The sequence below is a fragment of the Micromonospora sp. DH13 genome (genome assembly GCF_020873825.1).
GTDB lineage: Bacteria > Actinomycetota > Actinomycetes > Mycobacteriales > Micromonosporaceae > Micromonospora > Micromonospora haikouensis.
Map to the genome: position 1 here is coordinate 21,811 of NZ_JAHWGR010000030.1, position 23,961 is coordinate 45,771.

Consider the following 23,961-nt stretch of genomic DNA (forward strand, 5'->3'; position numbering starts at 1 on the left):
GCCTGCTGGTCGCACCTCGGGATCGCGACTTCCCGACAGGGCATGCGGGCGTCGTGTCAGCACCCCCACAGCGCCGCCGGCGACGGCGGGACGGGCCTCGTGCGGCAACAGTGACCCTCCAGGATCATCCGCCCGGATCTCCTCTGCGAAGCGCATCCGGGCGCACCACCACCGCTGCAATCCACCCGGAGAAGGAATCGACATGAGACGCAAGAGAGTCCTCCTGACGACGGTGACCCTCGCGGTCACCGGCGCACTCACCGCCGGCGTACTGGTGACGATGGCCCCCGCCGCCAGCGCCGGCACGACCCTGCGGGCCGCCGCTGCCGAGAAGGGCCGCTACTTCGGCGCCGCGGTCGCCACGGGCAAGCTCTCCAACAGCACGTACACGACGATTCTCAACCGCGAGTTCAACAGCGTCGTGGCCGAGAACGAGATGAAGTGGGACGCCACCGAGCCGCAGCAGGGGGTGTTCAACTACAGCGGCGGCGACCGCCTCGTCAGCCACGCCCGGGCCAACGGAATGAGCGTGCGTGGCCACGCCCTGCTCTGGCACCAGCAGGAGCCGGGCTGGGCGCAGAACATGTCCGGCAGCGCCCTGCGCAGCGCGATGATCAACCACGTCACCCAGGTCGCCACCCACTTCAAGGGGCAGATCTACGCCTGGGACGTGGTGAACGAGGCGTTCGCCGACGGCGGCAGCGGCGGGCGGCGTGACTCCAACCTGCAGCGCACCGGCAACGACTGGATCGAGGCGGCGTTCCGCGCCGCGCGGGCCGCCGACCCCGGCGCGAAGCTCTGCTACAACGACTACAACACCGACGGTGTCAACGCGAAGTCGACCGGCATCTACAACATGGTGCGCGACTTCAAGTCCCGGGGCGTGCCGATCGACTGCGTCGGGTTCCAGTCCCACCTGGGCACCACCCTGGCCAGCGACTACCAGGCCAACCTCCAGCGCTTCGCCGACCTCGGCGTCGACGTGCAGATCACCGAGCTGGACGTCATGACCGGCGGCAACCAGGCCAACATCTTCGGCGCGGTGACCCGGGCCTGCATGAACGTGTCGCGCTGCACCGGCATCACGGTGTGGGGCGTGCGGGACTGCGACTCGTGGCGCGGGTCCGACAACGCCCTGCTGTTCGACTGCAACGGCAACAAGAAGCCGGCGTACGACTCCGTCCTCAACGCCCTCAACGCGGGCACCGGCATCCCCAACCCGACGACCACCCCGCCGAACCCCACCACCACCCCGCCGAACCCGACGACTCCGCCGCCGGGTGGGGCGGGTTGTTCGGCGACGGTGTCGGCGAATTCGTGGACGGGTGGTTTCGTGGCGACGGTGAAGGTGACCGCGGGTTCTGGTGGTACCCGGGGTTGGAACGTGAGTGTGACGTTGCCGGGTGGCACGAGTGTCACGGGTACGTGGTCGGCGACGGCCAGTGGTAGTTCGGGGACGGTGCGGTTCGCCAACGTCGACTACAACGGTCAGCTCGCCGCCGGTCAGGTGACGGAGTTCGGGTTCCAGGGCAACGGCACCGCGCCCACCCAGACCCCCACCTGCACCGCCAGCTGATCCTCCGTCGGCCCGACCCGGGGTGCTCCGGGTCGGGCCGACGCCCCTGGTCGGGCCGGCCCGGAGACCGGTGCCCGGCCCGACCAGGCCAGGCCCTGCCCTGCCGCCGCACCCACCACCACGAAGGAACCGCCGATGAAACGAAGGATCGCCCTGCTGGCGGCCGCGCTGGCGACGGCCCTGGCGACGACGACGGCCGTGATCACCGCCGCCACCCCGGCGTCGGCCGCGACGCTCACCCAGGTCACCAACTTCGGCACCAACCCGACCAACCTCCAGATGCACCTGTACGTGCCGGACCGGGTGGCGGCCCGGCCCGCGCTGCTGCTGGCCCTGCACTACTGCACCGGCAGTGGCCCGGCGCTGCACACCGGCTACCAGCTCAGCTCCATGGCCGACCGCTACGGCTACATCGTGATCTACCCGTCGGTGACCCGCAGCAGCAAGTGCTGGGACGTCTCCTCCCCGCAGGCCCTGCGGCGTGACGGCGGCAGCGACCCGGTCGGCCTCAAGTCCATGATCGACTACGTCCGGGCCCGCTATTCGGTCGACGCGAGCCGCATCGGGGTCATCGGGTTCTCGTCCGGCGCCATGATGACCAACGTGATGGCCGGCCTCTACCCGGACGTGTTCCACGCCGGGGTGAGCTCCTCCGGCGTGCCGTTCGGCTGTTTCGCCACCACGAACGGCTCGGAGTGGAACAGCGAGTGCTCCGGCGGGCGGATCGTCAAGACCCCGCAGCAGTGGGGCGACCTGGTGCGCAACGCCTACCCCGGCTACACCGGCAAGCGCCCCCGCATGCAGATCTGGCACGGCACCACGGACACCACGCTGAGCTACGTCAACTTCGGCGAGCAGATCAAGCAGTGGACCAACGTGCTCGGCGTGTCCCAGACGCCGGCCTACACCGACTACCCGCAGACCAGCGCCACCCGTACCCGCTACGGCGGCACCGGCGGCACGGCGCCGGTCGAGGCGATCAGCTTCCAGGGGTACGGCCACTCCATCCCCTTCGACACCGCGCAGGCCATCCGCTTCCTCGGCTTCGACGCGGCCAGCCCCACCACGCCGCCCCCCACGACCCCGCCGCCGACCACGCCGCCGCCGACCACTCCGCCCCCGACGACCCCGCCCCCGACGACTCCGCCGCCGGGTGGGGCGGGTTGTTCGGCGACGGTGTCGGCGAATTCGTGGACGGGTGGTTTCGTGGCGACGGTGAAGGTGACCGCGGGTTCTGGTGGTACCCGGGGTTGGAACGTGAGTGTGACGTTGCCGGGTGGCACGAGTGTCACGGGTACGTGGTCGGCGACGGCCAGTGGTAGTTCGGGGACGGTGCGGTTCGCCAACGTCGACTACAACGGTCAGCTCGCCGCCGGTCAGGTGACGGAGTTCGGGTTCCAGGGCAACGGCACCGCGCCCACCCAGACCCCCACCTGCACCGCCAGCTGACCGCCGGACGGCGGCAGGCGTACCCCGGCTCCGGGGCGGCGGACGCACGGTCCGCCGCCCCGGGGTCTCGTCGTGCTCCCGGCGCGGCACCGGCGTGGCGCGTCGCCCGCCGTGCTCGCGCCGGGTGGCAAACATGTGACGTCTCCTATAGTGGGGTGCTGCCGGCACCCACTGGGCGTGGGCGCCGGGTCCCATGCCGTCGGCGCATGGCGGCGGGTGCTGAGGGGGCCGGGGTGGCACTGACCGACGACGCGATCGCGAAGATCCGGAGCATGATCCAGAGCGGCGAGCTGCCGCCGGGCGCGCGGCTGCCACCGGAGCCGCAGCTGGCCGCGCAGATGGGGCTGTCGCGCAGCGGGGTGCGGGAGGCGGTGAAGGTGCTCGAGTCGGCCCGGGTGCTCGACGTGCGGCGGGGCGACGGGACGTACGTCACCAGCCTCGCCCCCCGGCTGCTGCTGGAGGGCCTGGGTGTCGCGGTGGAGTTGCTCCGCGACGACACCCTGCTGGAGGTGATGGAGGTGCGCCGGATGCTGGAGCCGGTGGCGACCGGCCTGGCGGCGCTGCGGATGACCGACGCGGACCTCGACGAGCTGAGCCGGATCCTGGAGGAGATGCGGGCGGCGGCCGACGACGCCGAGAAGCTGATCCGGTTCGACACCGCCTTCCACCACACCGTCGTCGCCGCGACCGGCAACGAGACCCTCACCTCGCTGCTGGACGGGCTGTCCAGCCGTACGGTGCGGGCGCGGGTGTGGCGCGGGTTGATCGAGGGCAACTCGGCGCACCAGACGATCGACGAGCATCACGCGATCTACCTCGCGCTGCGGGCGCGCGACCAGTTGCTCGCCCAGGCCAGCGCGCTGATGCACGTCAACACCTCCGAGGCGTGGCTGCGCCGGGTGCTCGCCGTCGGGGCGGCGGACGCCTAGCCGGGGTGGGTTGACCCGCGCCGCCGCGACAGCTATAACGTATGACGACTGATAAGTCGAAGTTCGTCTATGGATAGGCGCGACCGGATCCTCCCTGATGCCGCACCGCACCACCACCACACGTGGGCCGGTCCCAGCGGGGTGGCAAGGCCGGGCCATGTTCCCGGGGAGGCCCCGACCCATGTCAGGAACCAGGCGGCTACTCCGCCGCCCATCGACCCTCGCGCTCCTGGTCGTCGGCGCTCTGCTGGCCGTCGGCGGTGCGGTGGGCGGGCTCGCCGCGCCGGCCCAGGCCGCCACCTCGATCACGATCAACGGGGCGTCGGGCGGCAAGACGTTCGACGGCCTCGGCGCGGTCAGCGGCGGCGGCGGCAACAGCCGGCTGCTGATCGACTACCCGGAGCCCCAGCGCGGCCAGATCCTCGACTACCTCTTCAAGCCCAACTACGGCGCCTCGTTGCAGATCCTCAAGGTGGAGATCGGCGGCGACACCAACTCCACCAGCGGGTCCGAGCCGAGCCACTCCCACTTCCGCGGCGACCTCGACTGCAACCGCGGCTACGAGTGGTGGATCATGGAGCAGGCCAAGCTCCGCAACCCGAACATCACGCTCGTCGGGCTGGCCTGGGGCGCGCCGGGCTGGATCGGCAACGGCACCTTCATGTCCCAGGACTCGATCGACTACCACCTGTCCTGGCTGGGCTGCGCCAAGCAGCACAACCTGACCATCGACTACCTCACCGCCGCCCAGAACGAGCGGTTGTACGACGCCAACTGGACCATCAACCTGCGTACCGCGCTCAACAACAACGGCTACGCCGGCGTGAAGCTCATCTTCGGCGACGACTACCCGGGCAGCTGGAACCCGGCCAACGTGGCCGTCAACAACGCGGCGCTGCGCAACGCGATCGACGTCATCGGCGGCCACTACCCGTGCGGCTACCTGGCCGCGCAGACCACCTGCACCGTGTCGGCCAACGCCACCGCCACCGGCGAGACCCTGTGGAACAGCGAGGGCGGCTCGCAGGACTACAACGACGGCGCCAAGCCACTGGCGCGCGGCATCAACCGGGGGTACATCGACGGGAAGATGACCGCGTACATCAACTGGAACCTGATCGGCGCGACCACCACGAACATCCCCTGGGCCACCGTCGGGCTGATGCTGGCCAACCAGCCCTGGTCCGGCTGGTACGCCGTCGGCAAGAACTCCTGGACGCTCGCCCACACCACCCAGTTCACCGCCCCGGGCTGGAAGTATCTCGACTCGTCCAGCGGCTTCATCGGCGGCGTGCGCAACAACGGCAGCTACGTGTCGCTGAAGTCGCCGAACAACACCGACTACACCACGGTCGTCGAGACCATGGACGCGACCGCCGCGCAGACGCTGAACCTCAGCGTCACCGGCGGGCTCTCCACCGGCTCCGTGCGCGTCTGGTCGACCAACCTGAACTCCACCAACACCGCCGACCACTTCGTCCGCGGCACCGACATCACCCCGTCCGGCGGGAACTACTCGCTGACCGTGCAGCCCGGTCACCTCTACACGATCACCACCACGACCGGCGGCGGCAAGGGCACGGCGAGCAGCCCCCCGCAGGGCCAGCTGAGCCTGCCCTACAGCGACAACTTCGACAGCTACCCCGCCGGCAAGCTGGCCCGGTACCTCCAGGACAACCAGGGCGCGTTCGAGACCGCCGCCTGCGGCGGCGGCCGTGCCGGCATGTGCCTGCGCCAGTCGTCGCCGATGGCGCCGATCACCTGGAAGACCCTGGCCGACCCCAGCACGTACGGCGGCAACCTGAACTGGAACAACTACACGGTCTCGGCCGACGTGCTGCTGGAGAAGGCCGGCTACGTCCAGCTGGAGGGCCGGGTCGGCAGCCAGAACCTGGACCCGGTCAGCGCCCAGAACGCGTACTTCCTGCGGGTCACCGACGCCGGCGCCTGGTCGATCCTGCGCAACAACACCAGCAACCAGCTCACCACCCTGCGCAGCGGCACCGTCGCCGCGCTCGGCACCAACCGCTGGCACAGCCTCGCCCTGGGCTTCTCCGGCAGCACCATCACCGCCACCGTCGACGGGGTCACCGTGGGCACGGCCACCGACTCGTCCTTCGGCGCGGGCCTGGTCGGCTTCGGCACCAGCCAGGGCCAGACCGCCCAGTTCGACAACCTCAGCGTCGTCCCGGGCGTGGGCGGCGGCACGCAGGTCTCGCTGCGCAACGCCAACGCCGGCCGGTGCCTGGACGTCCCGTCGCAGTCGCAGACGAACGGCACCCAGCTGACGCTGTGGGACTGCAACGGCGGGCCCAACCAGCAGTGGACGCAGACCGCCGGCAAGCAGCTCCAGGTGTACGGCACGAAGTGCCTCGACGCCGAGGGCGCGGGAACCTCGTCGGGCACCAGGGTGATCATCTGGGACTGCACCGGCGGCACCAACCAGCAGTGGAACCTCAACACCGACGGCACGATCACCGGGGTGCAGTCCGGGCTGTGCCTGTCCCCGACCGGCGGCGGCACCGCCAACGGCACGCAGGTGGTCATCTCGACCTGCACCGGCGGCAACAGCCAGAAGTGGACGCGGAGCTGACCGCTGCCCGAGCCTGTCCGGGAGGGGCCGCCCCAGGGTGGTCCCTCCCGGGAGCGGCGCGCCCGTCAGCGCACCAGCCGTGCGGTGTCCGGCCCGCTGCGGCGGACGAGCCACGCCTCGGTGATGTGGGTGAACATGGCCTGGGCGGCGCCGTCGGGGTCGTGGGCCGCGATGCGTTCGTAGATGCGCCGGTGCCCCCGGTTGGACGCCACGCAGAGCGCGCGCTTGGTGCGACCCATGTACCGGGCGGTGTTCACGACCTGGCTCTCCAGGGCCCGCACCACGCCACGGGCGATGCGGTTCCCCGACGCCTGCATGATCACGTCGTGGAACGCGCGGTCGTGCTCGTGGTACGTGACGTGGTCGTCGACCAGCTCGTCCATCCGGTCGACCAGGGCGCGCAGCCGGTCGACGGTTTCCTGGTCGGCCAGGCGGGCGGCGACGTTGGCCATGTCGGACTCCAGCACCCGGCGGGTGACGACCAGGTCGTCGAGGATCGCCAGGCTGTCGTCCTCGGCGATGGTCGCCGCGAGGACGAGTTCGTCGAGCATGTCCCACGTCGACGGCGGGGTGACGATGGTGCCGCTGCCCTGGCGGACCTGCACCAGCCCCTTCTCCTGGAGGATCTTCACCGCCTCCCGGACGACCGTTCGGCTCACGGAGAACGCCCCGCACAGCGCCGGCTCGGGAGGCAGGGGAGTCCCCGGGGGGTGCACCCCCCGGACGATGCGCTCCACCAGTTCCGCGGTGACCGCCGTGGCGAGGTTGGCGGGTCGCCGCGCCCACGCCGAGGGGCCCGAGGTGCTCGGGGTGGTCTCCTGTGCTGCCGTCATGTCCCCTCCAGTGCCCCCGCGGGCGGCGGTCGTGCGCCGTCGGGAAATTCTACGCCCCAGTGTTGACGTCATACGTCATACGAGTTACCTTCTCGTCAATTCTTGCATCGACGGCCGGCTCTCCGGCACTCGCATAGTCGAAGGTGAGCAGCGATGAAGCAGCGAACAGTGTGGCCAGCGATCCTCGTCGCGGCACTGGTGCTGGGTGGCTGCGGCAGCGCCTCGGGGACGCGCTCCTCGCCCGGCGGCTCCGACGCCAAACTGGTGGTCTGGGACTGGAAGTCCGGCGAGGCCACCGCCGCGCAGTACATCGAGAAGGCGAAGGCGGACTTCGCCAGGAAGCACCCCGGCGTGACCGTCGAGTTCGTGGCCCAGCCCCACGACCAGTACTACACGCTGCTCGGCACGGCGATCCAGTCGGGCAAGGGGCCCGACGTCATCCTGTTCAACGGCGGTGGACAGATCCGCGACCGGGCGGACGCGCTCCTGCCGCTGGACGAGTACGTGGCCGAGGACCGGCAGCGGCTGGCCGGCTGGGACGCGTTCACCAAGGACGGCAAGACCTACGCCGGCCCGGTGACCCTCCAGGGCCACCCGATCTACTACAACCGGGCGCTCTACGAGAAGGCCGGCCTCGACCCGGCGAAGCCGGCCGCCACGTGGCCCGAGTTCGTCGCCAACTGCGCCGCCATCACGAAGCAGACCGGCACGAAGTGCTTCGCCCTCGGCAACAAGGAGGGCATCGGCATCCAGTTCTTCCTCTCGGCCTTCGGATCGGGCGTGCTCACCCCGCAGGAGTACGACGCCTGGATCGCCGGCAAGCGGGACTGGACCTCGCCCCACGTCAAGCGGATCTTCGCGCTGTGGAAGGAGACCCAGGACGCGAAGCTCAACAGCGACGGGCCGAACTCGACGGCGATGTTCAACGACGCCTTCGCGATCTTCCAGTCCGCCAAGGCCTCCCACGTCATCGGCCTGATGTCGGACATCGGGCACTGGAAGGACTTCGGCGAGTTCCTCCCGGCCGACAAGATCGGCGTGATGCGCGCACCGGTGGTCGTCCCCGGGGCCACCCCGAGCCTGCCGTTCGACGGCGGCATCGGGTACGGGGTCGCCAAGTGGACCAGGGACCCGAAGCTGGCCGCCGACCTGGTGCGGTCGTTGACCTCGACCGACGCCCTGACGGCCTTCCACGAGCAGGCGGGCGCCATCGCCGCCGACACGACGATCGACGTGTCGAAGGGCGGCCCGGCCGTGACCACGATCGTCACCGACCTCGCCAGCGGCAAGCCCGCCCTGCACGTGGCCCTCTCCTCGCGCACCCTGGACCTGATGGGCCGGGTCTCCCAGAAGCTGCTGAGCGGTTCGATCACCGTCGACGAGGCCGTGCGGCAGTTGGCGGCCTCGGACCAGGCCGGTTGACCCGTGCCGAGTGGAAAGCCGTTGACGTCGGTCCGTCCGGTGGTGGCCGGGCGGACCGACCGGGCGCGACACCAGCGCCCGGCGGAGCGAACGCCTCGCCCCCTACGTCCTGCTGGCCCCGGCCGTGCTGATCATCGTGCTGCTGCGGCTGTGGCCGCTGCTGCTCGGGGTCAACTTCTCCTTCACCGGGGACGGCGACCGCGACGGGCTGATGGTCGGTCTCGACAACTACCGGGAGCTGCTGGCCGACCCGCTGTTCCGGGGCGCGCTGCGCAACGTCGGGCTGCTCGTGCTGCTGCTGCCGGTGGCGGTGGCGATTCCCGGCCTGCTCGCGACCTTCATCTACCTGCGCGTGCCGGGGCACCGCTTCTACCGCAGCGTCTACTTCTTCCCGGCGGTGCTCTCCCCGGTCATCGTCGGCGCCATCTTCAACCTCCTGCTCGCCTTCGACGGCCCGCTCAACACCGTGCTCGGCGGCGTCGGCATCGGGCCCACGGACTGGCTCGGCGACCCCGACGTGGCGATGTTCGTGGTGGTCGGGGTGCACGTCTGGGCGACCTTCGGCATGGCGCTGGTGGTGTTCCTCGCCGGGTTCGCCACTTTGGACGCCACGCTGCTGGACGCCGCCCGGGTGGACGGCGCGTCGCTGCCCCAGACCATCCGGCACGTGATCGTCCCCAGCCTCTCCCGCACCATCCAGTTCGTCTTCGTGACCACCATGATCGGGATGCTGACCTCCATGTTCGGCCTGCTCTACGTGATGACCAGCGGCGGCCCGGAGGGCTCGACCTACCTGCCCGAGTACTACATCTGGATCCAGCAGGGACAGATGAACCGGCCGGCGCTCGCCTCGGCCGCCTCGACGGTGCTGTTCGGCGTCATGCTCGTGGTGGGGCTGCTGCAGATCAGCCTGCTCCGGCGGGGGGTGAGGGAGGCGTGATGTCCCGCGTCCGGCCGAGCAGGTGGCTGCTCGCCCTCCCGATGGCCCTCCTGGCGCTGGCGACGATCTATCCGCTGGTCTTCACCGCCAACGTGGCGATGAAGACCCGCCGCGAGTACGTCCTCGACCGCTTCTCGCTGGCCGACGCCCTGCGCTGGGAGAACATCGCCACCGCGTGGAACACCGTCGACATGGGCCGTTACCTGGCCAACTCGGTCGGCACGGTGACCGCCGCGGTGGTCCTGCTGCTGCTGTTCGGCTCCATGGCCGGCTTCGCGCTGAGCCAACTGCGCTTCCGGGGCTCGTCGGTGCTGTTCCTGGGCTGCCTCGCGGCGCTCTTCGTCCCGTTCCAGGTGATCATGGTGCCGCTGAACCGGATCATGGCCGACGCCGGGCTCGTCGACACCTATCCCGGGCTCGTCCTCGCCTACGTCGCGCAGTTCCTCCCCTTCACGATCTTCCTGATGACCAGCTACTACCGGACCATCCCGACGGAGATCGTCGACGCGGCCCGCATCGACGGCAACAGCGTCTACGGCGTCTACCGGCGGATCATGCTGCCCCTGGGCGCCCCGGCGCTGCTGTCGGTCGGCATCCTCAACGCCCTGTTCTGCTGGAACGACGTGCTGATCGCGCTGCTGCTGATGCCCTCGGCCGAGCACCGCACCCTCATGGTCGGGGTGACCTCGCTGCGCGGGCAGTACTCCGCCGACATTCCCACCTTCGCCTCCGGGGTGCTGATCGCCGCGATCCCCGTCCTGGTGGTCTACCTCTTCCTCCAGCGTCAGATCGCCGACGGCGTCGCCGCCGGCTCCACGAAGGGCTGACATGCGGATCACCGGATACCGGACCCTCACGACCAGCCAGGAATGGGGACGCCCCGTCGGGGACGCCAACGGCGTCTTCGCCGACGGCGTCACCGCCGTGCCGATCGTCCTGGTGGAGACCGACGAGGGCATCACCGGCGTCGGCCTCGGCCCGCACGGGGACATCGAGAACATCTTCGCCGCGCTGCACGGCGAGGATCCCCGCGCCGTGACCAGCCTGTACGACCGGATGCTGCGGCAGACGTTCAAGGCGGGCCACGCCGGCTCGGTGTTCGGGACCATCGGCGCGCTCGACACCGCCCTGTGGGACATCAAGGCGCAGGCGGCCGGGCAACCGCTCTGGCGGCTGCTGGGCGGACGCGACCGGCGGGTCCCCGCCTACGCGTCCGGTCTGGACATCGGGCTCGGCGACGACGAACTGGTCGCGGCGTACGAGGGCTACGCCCGGCACGGCCTGCGGGCCGCCAAGCTCAAGGGCGGCCTCGACATCGAGCGGGACCGCGACCGCCTGCACCTGGTGCGGGACGTGTTGACCGACGCCGCGCACGGGCAGCGGCCCGGCCTGATGCTCGACGTGAACGAGGCGTGGACCCGCAAGCAGGCCGTCCGGCACGTCTGCGAGCTCGAACGCACCCTGGACCTCGTCTGGATCGAGGAGCCCGTGCGCCGGTGGGACGCCGAGGGCCTCGCCGCCGTCGGCCAGGGCATCCGCGCCTCGGTCGCGACCGGCGAGAACCTCACCGGCCTCGAACAGTACCGTCCGCTGCTCGCCGCCGCGGCGGTCGACGTCGTCCAGGCGGCCGCGGTGTGGGGCGTCACCCACTTCCTGCGGGTGTCGGCCCTGGCGCACGCCTTCGACCTGCCGGTCAGCCCGATCGGCAACAGCCCCATCGGGCTGCTGCACGCCGCCACGTCGGTGCCGAACCACCTGGTCAGCGAGCTGCAGGACCTGCACGCCCCGGTCGGGGTCAGCCTCGACCTGCACGTCTCCGACGGCGCGTTCGTCCTCGGCGACTCGCCGGGCCTGGGCGTCACGGTCGCCGAGGAGAAGATCCGCCCGCCCCACCGCCCCCCGCAGGCCCCGGCCGCCGACGGCCCCAACGTCCGGCCGGAACGGGCCGGGCGACGCCTGCTGGCGGTGGCCGACCACGCCCACGCCACGGCGCGACCGCACGCCACCGTCCGGCCCGGCGCGCCCGCACACACCCACGACGGCGCCTCGCCCGCCGTCCGGCCCTGACCCCGGCCGCCACCCCACCGATAGGAGTCCCGCCCGTGCCCGTCCCGTCATCCCCCAGCAGGCGTCGGCCGGTGCTGGCCGGCGTCGCCGCGGCGACGCTCGCCGCCGCGGCCGCCGTGTTCGCCGCGGCGACACCCGCCCTCGCGGCCACCACCACCCTCTACGCGTCCCCCGCCGGCAGCGGCACCGCGTGCTCGGCCAGCCAGCCGTGTTCCCTGACCGAGGCGCAGAACGCCGTCCGCTCCCGCACCGCGTCGATGTCCGGCGACATCGTCGTCGAGCTGGCCGACGGCGTGTACCGGCTCACCGCGCCGCTGCGGATGACCGCCGCGGACTCCGGCACCAACGGCTACACCGTGACGTGGCGGGCCGCCGCGTCCGCCCGCCCCGTCGTGAGCGGCGCCCGGGCGGTCACCGGCTGGTCGCTGGTCGACTCGGGCAGGAACATCTGGCGGGCCAGCGTCCCCGCCGGGCTCGACAGCCGGCAGCTCTACGTCAACGGCGCCGTCGCCACCCGTGCGCGCACCGCCGTGAACCGGGCCGACTTCACCTTCACCACCACCGGCCTGCGGTTCAGCAACAGCGCGCTCAACTACCTCAACAACCTGGGCAACCAGAACCGGGTCGAGGTGGAGAGCGTCGGCTCGTTCACCGACCGGTACTCCCCGGTGCAGAGCATCAGCGGCAACTTCCTGACCATGCAGCAGCCGGCCTGGAACAACAACACGTTCGGCTTCGACACCCTCTCCAAGCCGCACCGGGCCGGCCCGTTCTACCTGGCCAACGCGTACGAGTTCCTCGACACGCCGGGGGAGTGGTACCTCAACCCGGGCAGCGGGCAGCTCAACTACATCCCGCTGGCCGGGCAGAGCATGAGCAGCGTCAGCGTCGAGCTGCCGCAGCTGCAGTCCCTGGTGAACGTCGGTGGCACCTACGACGCCCCCGCGCACCACATCTCGTTCAGCGGGATCACCTTCACCGGCACCAGCTGGCTCGGCCCCAGCAGCAGCAACGGCTTCGCCGACCAGCAGACCGGCGCCCACATCACCGGCACCTGGGCCCGCCCGGCCGACGCCCTGACCTCCTGCCAGGAGGGCTGCCCGCAGTTCGAGGCCACCCGTCCGCACTGGAACCAGATGCCCGCCGCCGTGCAGGTGTCCGCCGCGAACACCATCACCTTCAGCGACTCCCAGTTCGTCAACCTCGGGCAGACCGCCATCGGCATCGGCAACGACGCCAACGCCCACGCTAGCGGGGTCGGCCTCGGCACCAGCAACATCACCGTCACCCGCTCCGAGATCGCCCGCAACTCGGCCGGCGGCATCGTGGTCGGCGGCGTGCGCGCCGACGCCCACCACCCCGCCGACCAGCGGATGGTCAACCGGAACGTCACCATCAGCAACAACCGGGTGCACGACCTGGGCCTGGAGTACCGGGGCGTCGTGTCGATCCTGACCACCTACGTCAGCACCTCGCTGGTCTCCCACAACGAGGTCTACAACATGCCGTACACCGGCCTGTCGGTCGGCTACGGCTGGGGCGCCAACGACGCCGGTGGCAGCGACCACTACGCCAACCGCGGGCTGTACAACTACCAGCCGCGCTACACGACGGCCACCACCGCCTCCAACAACCAGGTCATCGGCAACTACGTGCACGACGTCATGCAGCAGATGACCGACGGCGGGTGCATCTACACCCTGTCGGCGAACCCGGGCGCGACCATCAACGAGAACTACTGCCTGCGCACCAACGGCTGGTTCGGGCTCTACTTCGATGAGGGGTCCCGTTACTACACCGCCCGCACCAACGTGTTCTCCAGCACCGGCACCTGGGCCACCGCCAACTACTGGTACGCCGAGAACATGGGCAACTTCACCGTCACCAACAACTGGTCGACCAACAACAGCACCAACGTGACCAACGGCGACCGGGGCAACGTCGTCAACAACAACACGGTCGTCAGCAACAACAACTGGCCCTCGGGTGCGCAGACCGTGATGGCGAACGCCGGTCCGCAGGGCGGCACCAACCCCTTGCCGCAGGGTGCGCAGATCGTCGGGGTGCAGTCGGGCCGGTGCGCCGAGGTCACCGGCTCCAGCACGACCAACGGCGCCCAGGCCCAGCTCTGGGACTGCGGCGGCGCGGCCAACCAGCGGTGGACGCAGACCGCCAGCCGGCAGCTCATGGTCTACGGCAGCAAGTGCCTGGACGCCTCCGGGCAGGGCACCAGCAACGGCACCCAGGTCGTGATCTGGGACTGCAACGGCCAGGGCAACCAGCAGTGGAACGTCAACGCCAACGGCACGATCACCGGGGTGCAGTCCGGGCTCTGCCTGGACGCCAACGGCGCCGGCACGGCCAACGGAACGAAGCTCATCCTCTGGGCGTGCAACGGCGGCGCCAACCAGCAGTGGAGCCTGCGGAGCTGAGCAACCGGCGCGCAGGGCCGGCCGTCGCCGGACCTGCGCGCCGCACGTCCGGGCCGGCCGCGGGCTAACGGCGTCGCGATCCCCGGATGAACTGGTCGACGGCGGTCTGCGCGATCCCGTCGAGCAGCTCCGGCGCCACCAGTTTGCCGTTGACCAGCATGGCGATGCCCTGCAACGTCGCGAACAGCACGATGCCCACGCGCTCCGGGTCGCCGGCCTCCAGCACGCCCTGCGCCTGCCCCTGCACGATCAGATCGTGCATCAGCCCGACCGGCGCGGCGGCGGCCGCGACGAGATGATCGGCGCCCGGGCGGTGCTTGCTGGTGAACATCAGCTCCAGCAGCGCGGCGTCCTCGGTGGCGAACCGCAGGTAGGCCGCCGCCATGGCGTGCAGGCGCGGCCCGAAGTCGTCCCCGGCGGCGGCGAGCGCCGCGCGGAGCTCCGCGTCCAGCCGGGCGAACCCGGCCTCGGCCAGCGCGTCGAGCAGCGCCTGACGGTCGGGGAAGTGCCGGCGCGGCGCGGCGTGACTGACGCCGACCGCGCGGGCCAGCTCGCGCAGCGAGAGCTGCTCCGCGCCGTGCTGGCGCAGACTGCGCTCGGCGGCGGCGAGCAACGTCGGGCGGAGGTTCCCATGGTGGTACGCGGGCACCGGGCCATGGTAGCCGACGATGTCGTCATTGCCAACATTGTTGTCAGCGCATACATTGTTTCCCATGACAACATTCACGACCGCCCAGATCCCCGCCATGACCGGCCGTACCGTCGTCGTCACCGGCGCGAACAGCGGCATCGGCCGCGCCGCCGCCCGCGCGCTCGCGGCCAAGGGCGCCCGCGTCGTACTCGCCGTCCGCGACCCCGCCAAGGGCGGCGCCGCCGCCGCGACCATGACCGGCGACGTCGACGTACGCCGGCTCGACCTCGCCGACCTCGCCTCGGTCCGCGCGTTCGCCGAGAGCGTCACCGAGCCGATCGACGTGCTGATCAACAACGCCGGCGTGATGATCCCGCCGCTCGGCCGCACCGCCGACGGCTTCGAGCTCCAGTTCGGCACCAACCACCTTGGGCACTTCGCGCTCACCAACCTGCTGCTGCCGCGGATCCGCGGGCGGGTGGTCACCGTCTCCTCCGGCGGGCACCGGGCGGGGGCGATCGACTTCGACGACCTCAACTGGGAGCGCCGCCCCTACCGGGCGTTCTCCGCGTACGCGCAGTCGAAGCTCGCCAACCTGCTGTTCACCGCGGAGCTGCAGCGCCGCCTCACCGAGGCCGGCTCGCCGGTGCGCGCGACCGCGGCCCACCCCGGCCTCGCGGCCACGAACCTGCTCGGCCACCTCGACCACGACCGCTCCCTGCTGCACCGGCTCCAGACGGCGGTGACCAACCGGTTGGCGCAGAGCGACGAGGACGGCGCGCTGCCCACGCTCTACGCGGCGGTGGCCGACGTGCCGGGCGGCAGCTACGCCGGTCCGGGCGGCTTCCTCGAGGGGCGCGGTGCGCCGAAGCTCGTCGGCCGGTCGAAGGCCGCCCGGGACGGCGGGGTCGCCCGTCGCCTGTGGACGGTCTCCGAGGAGCTGACCGGCGTCACCTTCCCGCTGCCCGCCCAGCGCGTCCGGTAGCCGGTTCCCGACGGGCCGGCACGCCTCGCCCGCCCGGCCGTCCGGCCGGGCACCCGGCGTGACGGCCCGGCCACTGTCGCGGCCCGGCCCGGGAACGGGGAGGGCTATGCTTCGGCGCGGAGCATGGCCCGTCCCCCGCGCCGGGGCGGGCGTCGAGTCGAGGGCGGTGTGATGAACATCGGGGAGATCGCCCGGCGGGCGGGGGTGTCCCGCAGCACCGTGTCGTACGTGCTGAGCGGGAAGCGGACCGTGTCGGAGGCGACCCGACAGCGGATCCAGGCGGTCATCGACGAGCTGGACTACCGGCCCAACGCCAGCGCCCGCGCGCTGAAGGAGGGGCGCACCCGCACCCTCGGGCTGGTGATCCCCCCGGCCAGCCAGCGGCTGACCGACATGCAGCTGGGCTTCGTCGCCAGCGTCGTCGAGGCGGCGGCCCGGCACGACCTGGACGTGCTGCTGTCCCCGTCCGGCGGCGACCACGACCGCTCGTTCGAGCGGATCGTCGCCGGGAGGCGGGTCGACGGCGTGGTCCTGATGGAGATCCGGCTGGCCGACGACCGGGTGACCCGGCTGGCCAAGGTGGGCCTGCCGTTCGTCACGATCGGCCGGACGGCCGAGCCGCACGGCATGAGCTGGATCGACGTCGACTACGCCGGGCTGATCGCCCGGTGCGTGCACCACCTGGCCGACCTGGGGCACCGGCACGTGGCCCTGGTGAACCGTTCCGCCGAACTGGTGGCCTCCGGCTACGGGCCCAGCCACCGGGCGCTGGCCGGCTTCCGGGCGGCGGTGGCGGAGCGGGGCCTGGTCGGCGTCGACGTCTGCTGCGGCGACGACGCCGCCTCCGGCGAGGCGTGCGTGGAGCAGTTGCTCGCGACGTACCCGCAGCTCACCGCGATGGCCACCATCAACGAGGCCGCGCTGCCCGGCGTGCAGCGCGCCCTGGCCGGCGCCGGGCTGGCCGTGCCGGGGGACTTCTCCGTCACCGGGGTCGCCGCCCAGCACTGGGCCGAGGACTTCTCCCCGCCGCTGACGGCCGCCGACGTGCCGATGGTCGACATGGGCACCGAGGCGGTGGCGTTGCTGCTGGAGATCATCGCCGCGCCCGACGCCGTGCCGCGCCACCGCCTCTACAGCCCGCCTGTCTCGCTGCGGTCCAGCACCGGCCCGGCCCGGCCGCGCTGACCGGGCCGGCTACCCGCCGGTGGCCCGCCGCTGCTCCTGGGCGGCGGCGAGGAGGAGATAGCCGCTGGCGGTCCAGGTGTACGCGCGGTCCCGCAGCCCGGCGCCGGTCTCGGCGTCGAAGTTCTCCGCGAAGCCGGACTTCTCGCACAGGGCGAGGAAGCGCCGGCTGACCTCGTCGGCGAGCGCGGTGTGCCCGGCCCGGCGCAGCCCGTCCTCGACCAGCACCGTGGAGGGGGCCCAGATGGGGCCGCGCCAGTAGCCGTCGGCCAGGTAGTCGGCCGAGTCCGGCGGCTCGGTGGCCAGCCCGTGCGTGGTCAGGTGGGCCTCGACGCCCCGGGCCAGCGCGGCGGCGACCGGGGCGGGCAGGTCCGCGCCGAGCGTGACGGGCATCAGGTCGAGCAGGCTGCGGCTCGCCCGCCGTCGCCCCGTCCGCGGATCGCGGGCGGTGAAGCGCCCGCCGTCCCACAGGTCCCGCAGCATGGCCGCGCGGATCCGGTCGGCCTCGGCGGACCAGCGACCGGCGGGCTCGCCCAGCTCGGTGGCGAGGTCGGCCAGGCAGCGCAGCTGCGACACCAGGAACGCCGCGAGGTCGGCGGTCTGCAGGACCCGGCCGCCGTCGAAGGTGGTGGCGTTGTCCCAGCCGCTGTCGTTGCCGTGCTGGTAGTGGGGCAGGTCCTGGCCGGGGGCCCGGCGCGCGTCCAGCCAGAACCCGGTCCAGCGGGCCAGCCGGTCGTACGTCTGAGCCAGCGCCGCCCGGTCCGGCGGCGCGGACAGGCGGCGGCGCAGGTGCCGCAGGGCCCAGCCGTGGATGGGCGGCTTGACGTAGTTGTGCAGGACCTCGGAGTGGGTGACCGAGTCGGGCAGGGCCCCGGCCGCGTCCTGGTGGTCGAAGGGCAGCTGGAACTGGTGCCAGGCCAGCTCCGGCTCGCCGGCAGCCAGGGCGATGGCGTTGAAGCAGTGGTCCCAGCTCCACACCTTGTCCATCCAGTGCTTGGACATCAGGACGGCGGGCCGGGTGACGAAGCCCGCGGGGGCGACGGTGGCCGACCACAGCACGTACGCGGCCAGGTCGGCGGCCGGGGTGTCCGCGCCGCGCCACGGCGCGACCGCGTCGACGAAGGCGGCGAACTCGGCGCTGCGGTCGCGGCACAGCCGGTCGAAGTCGACGGGTGCGGCGTACGGCGGGCGGGCGGTCTCGTACTCCTCGATCGCCACCTCCCACGGCTGGTCGCCGGGGAGGTCGAGGAACCGGTCGGCGGTGCCGAGCGCCTCGGCGCCCGCAGTCCGCCGCAGCGCGCCGGAGAGCACGGTGACCCGGTAGCGGCGACCGGTCTCGTACGAGGTGAACACATGCGAGCCGTCGAGCGGGTCGAGGTAGAGGTAGGTGCCGCTGAACGGGGTGAGGGTGGCCGCCGCCGCGGCGATCCGCAGCCCGAGCCCCCGGCCCCGCAGCCGCAGGGTGTCCGGCCCGGCGTAGCCGGCCTCGATCCGGCCGGTGCCGTCGCGCCAGGTCAGCAGCGTGGGGGTGGCGACGACCGTGGTGTCGGACCCGGCGGGGGTCAGGCGCAGCACGGCGTGCAGCCCGGTCTGGTGCGAGACCAGGTGCAGGTCGTCGGCGTACGTCTTCTCGGCGATCACCGGGGAGACGTCGAGCCAGGATCCGCGGTAGCTGAACGGGATGTCCTGGATGGGGAACTCCGGGCCGGACGGGGCGACGGTCATGGGCGGCGAGTGCCCTTTCTCTGAACGCTTCGCAGTCGGCGAACCGATTCGACGAACCGGTTCGGACGAACATATGTCCGTCTATGGCTGGCGGTCAAGGGTCGCCGGGCGCGACGGATCTACCAGGTGGGAAACCACGTCGTCACCGCCTTGTCACTTCATTGACATCAATCGACGTCCGGTCCTACGATCCCTGCGAATCGGTTCGCAAGCGCTGCCCTCCGGAGTGCGTCCCCACGCCCCACCAAGGAGCCGCCCGTGAAAACCCCGTCCCGCCGCAGGCCAGGAGGAGCCCGTGCGCTCGTCGCCCGCCTCGTGGTCGGCCTGCTCGCCGCCACCGCAGCCGTGACCGTCGCCGGATCCCCCGCCCGGGCCGCCGACGAGTCGATCACCGTCAACTTCGCCACGACCACCGGCACGCCGACCTACCGGGCGTCCGGCTGGATCTACGGCATGACCGAGAACGCCAGCGGACCGGCCGACCACTTCTACCGCGACGTCAAGTTCCAGTACATGCGCGCCGGCGGCGCGCAACTGCCCGGCAGCGGCTGGGTCGGCGGCAACTACGACCGCCGCTGGAACTCCACCCTCGCCCAGGCCCGCCGCACCGCCGCCCTCGGCGGCCAGTTCATCATCCTGCCGCACGACCTGTGGGGCGCCGACGGCGCCGGCATCTCCCGCTTCCCCGGCGACAACGGCAACTGGACCGACTACGACAACTTCCTCACCCGGCTCATCGGCGACGTCCGGGCGGCCGGGCTGACCGTGCAGTGGGACATCTGGAACGAACCCAACATCACCATCTTCTGGAACCGCCCGATCTCCCAGTACCTCGAACTGTGGCGGCGCACCTACCAGCGCCTGCGCTCGGAGTTCCCCAACCAGCTCATCGTCGGGCCGAGCTGCGCCTGCGTGCCGTCGACCAACCACGCCTTCTGGAACCAGTACCTGGACTTCGTCCGCTCGACCAACACCGTGCCGGACATCGTCAGCTGGCACTCGCTGCCGGGCGACCCGGTCGCCAACGTCGCCGCCGCCAACGCCACCCTCGACCCGCGCGGCATCGCCCACCCCCGGCCGTACCAGATCAACGAGTACGGCGCGACCGACGAGCAGAACCCGGCCGACGGCGCCTGGTACATCGCGCGCCTGGAACGGGCCCGCGCGGACGGCCTGCGGGCCAACTGGGCCGGCGGCGGCAACCTGCACAACGACCTCGGCAACCTGCTGGTCCGCAACTCGGCCGGCCAGCACCAGCCCAAGGGCGAGTGGTGGGCCTACCGCTACTACGCCTCGCAGACCGGGCAGGCCGTCTCGGTGACCGCCAGCCAGTCCTACGACGCGTACGCCACCAAGGCCACCGGCGCGGCGAAGGTCCTCGTCGGCGGCGGGCGCACCACCGGCAACCTGACCGTCAACCTGCAACGGCTGGACACCACCAGCGGCATCGTGCAGAACAACCAGGTGCGCGTCCTCACGCAGCGCATCCCCCACAACGGCGGCGGCGCGGTGCAGGGGCCGGTCACGGTCTCGAACAGCGTGGTCAACGTGGCCAACAACAACATCGCCGTGACCCTGCCGTACGGCAACCAGACCGACACCTACACCGTCACCCTGCTGCCGCCCTCGGACGCCGGCTTCCAGTCGGTGGCGGTGGCCCAGCACTCCCAGCAGTGCCTGGACAACACGGGGCTGGGCGCCGCCGACGGCAACCCCCAGCAGCAGTACTACTGCGAGGGCGGGGACCAGCAGCTGTGGAACTTCCGCCCGGTCGACGGCGTGGCCAACACCTACACCGTGGTCAACCAGGGCAGCGGCAAGTGCCTCGACGTCAGCGGGGCGTCCACCGCCGACGGCGCGGCCGTGCAGCAGTGGACCTGCCAGAACAGTCCCAGCCAGCAGTTCACCCTCCGCAGGGTGACCTACGCCGGCAACGACTCCCACGACTACCAGCTCGTCGCCCGGCACAGCGGCAAGTGCGTCGACGTCAACGGGGTCTCCACCGCAGCCCAGGCGCGGATCCTGCAGTGGACCTGCAAACCGGTCGGCCAGAGCAGCCCGCTGAACCAGACGTGGCGGATCTGGGGCCGGTAGCCGTCCCGCCTTCCCCCCACCACCGACAGAAGGAGTGACCCCGTGCGAACTCCGTCCCCCAGCGGGCCAGGACCGGCCCGCGAACCCGTACCGAGGCGGCGTCGCCCGCGCCGCCTCGGAGTCCTCGCCGGCGCGCTGCTCGGCCTCCTCGTCGTCGGCGCCGCCGCGCCCGCCGCCCTGTTCCCGGCCGCCGAGGCGGCGTCGGCGGTGGCCGCCATCGAGCCGGGGCAGAGCGCCCCGGTCGTCGGCGTCCAGTCCGGCCGCTGCCTCGAGGTCCCCAACTCCAGCACGGCCAACGGCACCCAGACCCAACTGTGGGACTGCCAGGGCGGCGCCAACCAGACCTGGACCTGGACGTCAGGCCGGCAACTCACGGTGTACGGCAACAAGTGTCTCGACGCCTCCGGCCAGGGCACCGCCAACGGCACGGCGGCCATCATCTGGGACTGCAACGGCCAGGCCAACCAGCAGTGGAACGTCAACGCCAACGGCACCGTCACCGGGGTGCAGTCCGGGCTCTGCCTGGACGCCAACGGCGCCGGCACGGCCAACGGCACGAAGCTCATCCTCTGGGCGTGCAACGGCGGCGCCAACCAGCAGTGGACGTCGCCGACCGCCCCGCCGACGACCCCGCCGACGACCAGCCCGCCGCCGACCGGAGGGCGGCCCTGCGACCTCTACGCCTCCGGCGGCACCCCGTGCGTGGCGGCGCACAGCACGACCCGGGCGCTCTACGCGGCGTACAACGGCAACCTCTACCAGGTGCGGCGCTCGTCGGACAACACGACCCGCAACATCGGCCTGTCGGGCGCGGGCGGCACCGCCAACGCGGCGACGCAGGACTCGTTCTGCGCCGGCACGACCTGCGTGATCACCGTCGTCTACGACCAGTCCGGGCGCGGCAACGACCTGTGGTACCAGGGGTCGAGCGTGGTGCCCGGCTCGCCGCAGAGCAAGCCTGCGGTCGCGACCTCGGAGTCGCTCACGGTGGGCGGCGCGAAGGCGTACTCGCTCTACATCAACCCCGGAAACAGCTACTGGCGCGACGGCCACCTGACCGGAGTGCCGACCGGCGCCGCGCCCGAGGGCATGTACATGGTGACCAGCGGCACCCACGTCAACAACGGCTGCTGCTTCGACTACGGCAACAGCGAGACGACGAGGAAGGCCGACGCCGCCGGGGCGATGGACGCCATCAACTTCGGCACCCAGTGCTGGTTCGGCGGCTGCTCCGGCACCGGCCCGTGGGTGCAGGCGGACCTCGAATGGGGGCTGTTCCCCGGCGGGAGCAGCTCCTGGAACCCCAACCAGCGGGCGTTCACCAGCAAGTTCGTCACCGCGACGCTGAAGAACAACGGCACGAGCCGCTTCGCGATCAAGGGCAGCAACGCCCAGTCGGGCGGCCTCTACACGCTCTGGGACGGCGCGCTCCCGCCGGGCTACAGCCCGATGAAGAAGCAGGGGGCCATCATCCTGGGCAGCGGCGGGGACTGCTGCAAGCCCGACGGCGGCGCGAACCTGAGCGCCGGCACCTTCTACGAGGGGGCGATGGTCGCCGGCTACCCGTCCGACGCGACGGAGAACGCGGTGCAGGCCAACGTGGTGGCCGCCGGCTACCGCTGACCCGCCGACGGGGCCCGGGAGACCCGACCGGGCCCCGTCGTGCCGGCCCGGGCTCAGCCGGTCCGCGCCCGGCGGGCGGCCAGCTCGGTGCGGTTGCGCACCCCGAGCTTGCGGAAGATGTTGCCCAGGTGGAACTCGATCGTCTTGACCGAGACGAACAGGCGCTGCGCCGCCTCCCGGTTGCTGAGCCCGTCGGCGATCGCGGCGGCGACCCGGGCCTCGGCGTCGGTCAGTGCCGGCCGACCCGCCGCGACCGGGAACGCCGGCGCCGGCGGCGGGTCCGTGGCGGCCGGATCCGCGCCGCCGGGCCCGGTGGTGGGCGGCCGGCCGCCGAGCAGCCGCAGGTCCTTGAGGACCAGGGCGAGCAGGCCGGCGGCACCGGCGCGGGCGTAGCCGGCGGACGCCTGCTCCAGCAGCCGGGCCGCCTCGCCGCGCCGCCCGGAGCGGCCGTGGTGCGCGCCGAGCAGCCAGGCGACGCGGGCCGCCAGCAGCCGCTCGATGGGGCGGGTCAGCCTCCCGAGCGCGGCCGTGAGCGCCGCCGCGGTCGCCGGCGAGTCCGGATCGAGGATCCAGGCCCGCCACGCCGGCAGCACCGGGCCTCCCGGCCAGGAGGCGGGCGGGTCGGCGACGTCGGCGAGCAGGGTGGCGGCCAGCCCGGGCCGGCCGGCCAGGGCGTGGTGGGTCGCCAGCTCCCAGCGGTGCTCGTGTTGCAGGCCGGCGGTCACGCCGGCGTCCGTGGCCACCACGAGTTCGAGCAGCCCCACCCACGCGTCGTGGTCGCCGCGCGCGAACGCCAGCGCGACCGTGCACTCGGGCAGATGCCGGGCGACCCAGGCCGAACCGACCCGCGCGGCCAGCTCCCGGGCCTGGTCGAGATGGTCCGCCGCCTCGTCCAGGTCGCCCCGCAGCGCGTCGCACTTGGCCAGCCACGAGGTCGCCTCGGCCTGCACGTCCAGGCTGTCGCAGAGCGCGGCGAGGCGCACCGCCTCCCGCAGCTCGGCCTGCCCCCGGACCAGGTTGCCGGCCCACGCGTCACCGGCGCCGATCAGCGCGAGCAGCCGGGCCCGGTCCAGCGGTGCCAGGTCGAGGGCGGCGACGAGCGGGGCGAAGCGCCGCGCCTCCTGCGGGCGCATCAGGGTCAGCGCGGCCGTCAGCGCGCACTCGACCAGCACCGGATCGTCGCCGAAGGCGTTCTGGTCGAAGATCCGCAGGGCCTTGTCGAGGTAGTCCGGCCCGTCGGCGAGGCCGGCCCGGGTCGCCGCGGTGCCCGCGAGCGTGCAGTAGATCAGCTCCGTCCGTGGCGAGCGGACCGCGTCGTGTGCCTTCCGCGCGCGGGCCAGGAACGGCAGCATCTGGTGGCTGTCGGCGGTGCGGGACAGCGCGACGAACGCCCGGAAGGCCAGGCGGGCGGCCCGGTCCGGGTCGGCGCTGTCGGCCGCCGACAGGAGACGCTCGGCCACGATCTCGGTAGACACGCCGG

17 protein-coding genes are annotated in these 23,961 nt (G+C 72.0%); 13 read left to right on the forward strand and 4 right to left on the reverse strand.

Going from position 1 to position 23,961, the window contains the following annotated elements; all coding sequences use genetic code 11:
- Positions 1-202 precede the first annotated feature (202 nt).
- The 4 genes from LPA42_RS24860 (at position 203) to LPA42_RS24875 (ending at position 6,547) form a co-directional block, all read left to right on the forward strand.
- Positions 203-1,576, forward strand: a complete 1,374-nt coding sequence (locus LPA42_RS24860; RefSeq protein ID WP_077937391.1) for an endo-1,4-beta-xylanase — start codon at positions 203-205, stop codon at positions 1,574-1,576.
- A 135-nt stretch (positions 1,577-1,711) separates the two neighbouring features.
- Positions 1,712-3,025: a PHB depolymerase family esterase gene (locus LPA42_RS24865; protein ID WP_228986900.1), complete on the forward strand. Its 1,314-nt coding sequence runs from the start codon at positions 1,712-1,714 to the stop codon at positions 3,023-3,025.
- Positions 3,026-3,258: 233 nt separating this feature from the next.
- A complete protein-coding gene (locus LPA42_RS24870; RefSeq protein ID WP_077937392.1) occupies positions 3,259-3,954 on the forward strand; it encodes a FadR/GntR family transcriptional regulator in 696 nt (231 codons plus the stop codon).
- A gap of 181 nt (positions 3,955-4,135) precedes the next feature.
- Positions 4,136-6,547 (forward strand): ricin-type beta-trefoil lectin domain protein, encoded by a 2,412-nt coding sequence (locus LPA42_RS24875; RefSeq protein ID WP_228986901.1) that lies wholly within the window; start codon positions 4,136-4,138, stop codon positions 6,545-6,547.
- A gap of 65 nt (positions 6,548-6,612) precedes the next feature.
- Here LPA42_RS24875 and LPA42_RS24880 read toward each other — a convergent pair whose 3' ends face one another.
- A complete protein-coding gene (locus LPA42_RS24880; RefSeq protein WP_077937394.1) occupies positions 6,613-7,380 on the reverse strand; it encodes a FadR/GntR family transcriptional regulator in 768 nt (255 codons plus the stop codon).
- 153 nt (positions 7,381-7,533) lie between these two features.
- Between LPA42_RS24880 and LPA42_RS24885 the strand changes: the two genes are divergently transcribed.
- The 5 genes from LPA42_RS24885 (at position 7,534) to LPA42_RS24905 (ending at position 14,241) form a co-directional block, all read left to right on the forward strand.
- Complete coding sequence (locus LPA42_RS24885; RefSeq protein WP_077937395.1) at positions 7,534-8,802, forward strand: ABC transporter substrate-binding protein; 1,269 nt, start codon at positions 7,534-7,536, stop codon at positions 8,800-8,802.
- A 124-nt stretch (positions 8,803-8,926) separates the two neighbouring features.
- Entirely contained in the window at positions 8,927-9,742 is an 816-nt protein-coding gene (locus tag LPA42_RS24890) for a carbohydrate ABC transporter permease (RefSeq protein WP_228986902.1), read from the forward strand.
- Complete coding sequence (locus LPA42_RS24895) at positions 9,742-10,569, forward strand: carbohydrate ABC transporter permease (RefSeq protein ID WP_077937397.1); 828 nt, start codon at positions 9,742-9,744, stop codon at positions 10,567-10,569. Before LPA42_RS24890 ends, LPA42_RS24895 begins: the two co-directional genes overlap by 1 nt.
- A gap of 1 nt (position 10,570) precedes the next feature.
- The gene (locus LPA42_RS24900; protein WP_228986903.1) at positions 10,571-11,809 is read left to right on the forward strand and encodes a mandelate racemase/muconate lactonizing enzyme family protein; all 1,239 of its coding nucleotides are present in this window, start codon (positions 10,571-10,573) and stop codon (positions 11,807-11,809) included.
- A gap of 35 nt (positions 11,810-11,844) precedes the next feature.
- On the forward strand, positions 11,845-14,241 hold the full coding sequence (locus LPA42_RS24905) for a ricin-type beta-trefoil lectin domain protein (protein ID WP_077937401.1): 2,397 nt from the start codon (positions 11,845-11,847) through the stop codon (positions 14,239-14,241).
- A 64-nt stretch (positions 14,242-14,305) separates the two neighbouring features.
- Here the strand turns inward: LPA42_RS24905 and LPA42_RS24910 are convergent, their stop codons facing one another.
- Positions 14,306-14,890 carry a TetR/AcrR family transcriptional regulator gene (locus tag LPA42_RS24910; protein WP_228986904.1) on the reverse strand — a complete coding sequence of 195 codons (585 nt, stop codon included), beginning with the start codon at positions 14,888-14,890 and terminating at the stop codon, positions 14,306-14,308.
- 64 nt (positions 14,891-14,954) lie between these two features.
- On the opposite strand from LPA42_RS24910, the gene LPA42_RS24915 reads away from it, so the two are divergent.
- The gene (locus tag LPA42_RS24915; RefSeq protein WP_077937403.1) at positions 14,955-15,857 is read left to right on the forward strand and encodes an oxidoreductase; all 903 of its coding nucleotides are present in this window, start codon (positions 14,955-14,957) and stop codon (positions 15,855-15,857) included.
- 171 nt (positions 15,858-16,028) lie between these two features.
- Positions 16,029-17,042, forward strand: a complete 1,014-nt coding sequence (locus LPA42_RS24920) for a LacI family DNA-binding transcriptional regulator (protein ID WP_077937404.1) — start codon at positions 16,029-16,031, stop codon at positions 17,040-17,042.
- Positions 17,043-17,051: 9 nt separating this feature from the next.
- On the opposite strand, the gene LPA42_RS24925 is transcribed toward LPA42_RS24920, so the two are convergent.
- Entirely contained in the window at positions 17,052-18,764 is a 1,713-nt protein-coding gene (locus LPA42_RS24925; protein ID WP_077937405.1) for an amylo-alpha-1,6-glucosidase, read from the reverse strand.
- 258 nt (positions 18,765-19,022) lie between these two features.
- Between LPA42_RS24925 and LPA42_RS24930 the strand changes: the two genes are divergently transcribed.
- Together LPA42_RS24930 and LPA42_RS24935 are read left to right on the forward strand one after the other, a co-directional pair.
- Positions 19,023-20,858, forward strand: coding sequence for an RICIN domain-containing protein (locus tag LPA42_RS24930; protein ID WP_077937406.1), 1,836 nt, complete (start codon positions 19,023-19,025; stop codon positions 20,856-20,858).
- 42 nt (positions 20,859-20,900) lie between these two features.
- Positions 20,901-22,481: an arabinofuranosidase catalytic domain-containing protein gene (locus tag LPA42_RS24935; RefSeq protein WP_198956528.1), complete on the forward strand. Its 1,581-nt coding sequence runs from the start codon at positions 20,901-20,903 to the stop codon at positions 22,479-22,481.
- A gap of 53 nt (positions 22,482-22,534) precedes the next feature.
- On the opposite strand, the gene LPA42_RS24940 is transcribed toward LPA42_RS24935, so the two are convergent.
- The gene (locus LPA42_RS24940) at positions 22,535-23,956 is read right to left on the reverse strand and encodes a helix-turn-helix transcriptional regulator (protein ID WP_144082620.1); all 1,422 of its coding nucleotides are present in this window, start codon (positions 23,954-23,956) and stop codon (positions 22,535-22,537) included.
- Positions 23,957-23,961: the final 5 nt, after the last annotated feature.